Annotated in this window: 2 protein-coding genes; both read left to right on the forward strand. The window is 66.8% G+C overall.

What is annotated here, in order from left to right; genetic code table 11:
- The coding region (locus ACXJKR_RS28815; RefSeq protein WP_457325757.1) for a RelA/SpoT family protein at window positions 1–1,892 on the forward strand (1,892 nt) is incomplete at its 5' end.
- 253 nt (window positions 1,893–2,145) lie between these two features.
- Window positions 2,146–2,912 (forward strand): TonB-dependent receptor plug domain-containing protein (locus ACXJKR_RS28820; protein WP_457325759.1); only part of this gene is annotated, 767 nt, incomplete at its 3' end.

Consider the following 2,912-nt stretch of genomic DNA (forward strand, 5'->3'; position numbering starts at 1 on the left):
GCCTGACCAAGCTGGACAAGCTGCAGTTCTCCACCAAGGAGGAGTCGCAGGCCGAGTCCTTCCGCAAGATGCTGCTGGCCATGGCACGCGACCTGCGCGTCATCCTCATCAAGCTGGCCGACCGCCTGCACAACATGCGCACCATGGGTGCGATGGCGCCGCACAAGGCCCGCCGCATCGCGCGCGAGACCTTCGACATCTATGCGCCCATCGCCCACCGCCTCGGCCTGAACCAGACCTTCCGCGAGCTGCAGGACCTGTCCTTCCAGTATTTCCACCCCTGGCGCTATGCGGCGCTCAGCAAGGCCGTGGGCAAGGCGCGCGGCAACCGGCGCGACCTGGTGTCGCGCATCGAGGCCGAGATCCGCGCCGCCTTTGCCAAGGCCAGCCTGCGCGTGGAGGTGCAGGGGCGCGAGAAAACGGTCCATTCCATCTACAAGAAGATGCGCGAAAAGGGCGGCCTGTCCTTTGCCCAGGTGAGCGATATTTTTGGCTTTCGCATCCTGACCGAGGAGCCGCTGCAGTGCTACACGGCCCTGGGCGTGCTGCACCAGCTCTACAAGCCGCAAGCCGGTCGTTTCAAGGACTACATCGCCACGCCCAAGGACAACGGCTACCAGTCCCTGCACACGACGCTGATGGGGCCGCTGGCCACGCCGCTGGAGTTCCAGCTGCGCACCGAGGGCATGCACCAGATCGCCGAGCAGGGCGTGGCGGCGCACTGGATCTACAAGAGCCGCGGCAAACAGGCGTCGGCGCTGGTGGCCCAGCAGGCCAATGCGCGCTGGCTGCAAAGCCTCATCGACATCCAGGATGAAACGCGCGACGCCAACGAGTTCCTCGAGCACGTCAAGATCGACCTCTTCCCGGACGCGATCTACGTCTTCACGCCCAAGTCCAAGATCATGGCGTTACCGAAGGGCGCGACGCCGGTGGACTTCGCCTACGCCATCCACTCCGACGTCGGCGACCATTGCGTCGCGGCCCAGGTCAATGGCGAGGCCGTGCCGCTGCGCGCCGAGCTGCGCAGCGGCGACATCGTCGAGATCATCACCGCCCCGGGCGCCAGCCCCAACCCGGCCTGGCTGAGCTTCGTGCGCACCGGCCGGGCCCGCTCCAAGATCCGCCACTACCTGAAGGACCTGGAGCAGGAGGAGTCCCGCGAACTGGGCGAGAAGATGCTGGCCCAGGCGATGCGCGTGGAAGGCCTCGGGCTGCCCAGCCTGGAGCTGGACGACCCGGCTGCGCCGATCTGGCATGAGCTGGCCGGCTGGGCCGGCAGCGCAAACACCGAGCAGCTCCTCGTCGACATTGGCGCGGGCCGCAAGATTGCCACCATCATTGCCAAGAAGCTGGCCCGACTGATGGCCGAGCAGGGGCAAAAGCCCGATGCGCTGGCGCTGACGCTCGGCCGCTTCGCTGAGGCGCCGTCCAACCAGGGCAGCGTGACCATCGACGGCAACGAGGGCGCTTCCGTGCAGCTGGCCAGCTGCTGCCGCCCCATCCCCGGCGACGAAGTACGCGGCTACCTCGGGCGCGGCGAAGGACTTATCGTGCACACCTGCGAATGCGCCATCGGCCGCCGCCTCTTCCAGCGCGACAGCGAGCACTGGATCCAGGTCGAATGGGCCGAGGAGCTGGGCCGCAGCTTCGAGGCCGGCATCGCGCTGCTGATGGCCAACGGCAAGGGCGTGCTCGCCCAGGTGGCCCAGGCGGTGGCCCAGGCCGAGGCCGACATCACCCACATCTCGATGAGCGACGAGGCGCAATTGCGCGAAACGGCCGAGATGACGCTGCTCATCGCCGTACGCGACCGTCTGCACCTGGCCGACGTGCTGCGCGTGCTGCGCCGCACCGCGCCCGTGCAGCGGGTCTGGCGCGTCAAGCCGTAGGAAACGCGCCGAGGGCGTTGCGGCCAATCACGGCCGTGACTGTTTCTATTCGCTTCCTCGGGTTAACCAGTGTTTCTGGGCCCGGTATTTCTTTTCGGGATAGCAAACGAGACAAAACGAATTTCTCCGAGTTACGGCGGCTGCTTAAGGTCGCGCCGCGGCCCGGGAAGACGGTGCAAAAGCGCCTCTATCCGACCCGCAGCGACCCGACCCACAACAAGCCCGGGATCCCACCGGAGCGCGGAGAAGACACGTGAACAAGTTCAACAAGCCTGCGGTGGCAACCGCCGTTTCCATGGCCCTGGCCCTGATGGCCCAGCAATCCGCCCTCGCCCAGCAAAGCGGCGACGGCGCCAAGCCCGAAGACGCCAAGCCGGCGGCGCGCAAGCCAGGCGCCCCGGTGCAGGAACTTGAAACCGTGCTGGTGGTCGGCACGCGCCAGTCGCAGCAGTCCAGCATCAACCGCAAGAAGCATGCGGCCACGGCCCAGGACTCCATCGTGGCCGAGGACGTGGGCGCCTTTCCTGACCGCAATATCGGCGAGGCCATCTCGCGCATCGCCGGCGTGGCGCTGGACCGCGGCGACTTCGGCGAAGGTGTGAACGTATCCATCCGCGGCAACGGCCCCGAGCTGACCCGCGTCGAAATGGACGGCATGGCCGTGCGTTCGGGCGCCGGCACCGACCTGCTGGGCGGTGGCGACGGCCGCGGCACCGAGTTCCGCGAGCTGTCTTCCGACCTCATCAAGAGCGTCGACGTCATCAAGGGCTCCACGGCCGCGATGACGGAAGGTTCGCTTGGCGGCGGCATCATCATCACGACCCGCACGGGCCTGGACTTCGACAAGCCCTTCTACTCGTTCCGCGCCGCCGCCACGCAGAGCGACCTGAACAAGCAGAACACGCCCAACTTCAACCTGGTGCTGGCCGACAAGTTCCTGGACAAGCGCTTGGGGGTAATCGTCAACCTGAACAAGTCGCGCTACAAGAGCGAGCAGCATGGCGTCACACAGGGCGGCAG

It is taken from the genome of Roseateles sp. P5_E11 (assembly GCF_054049355.1).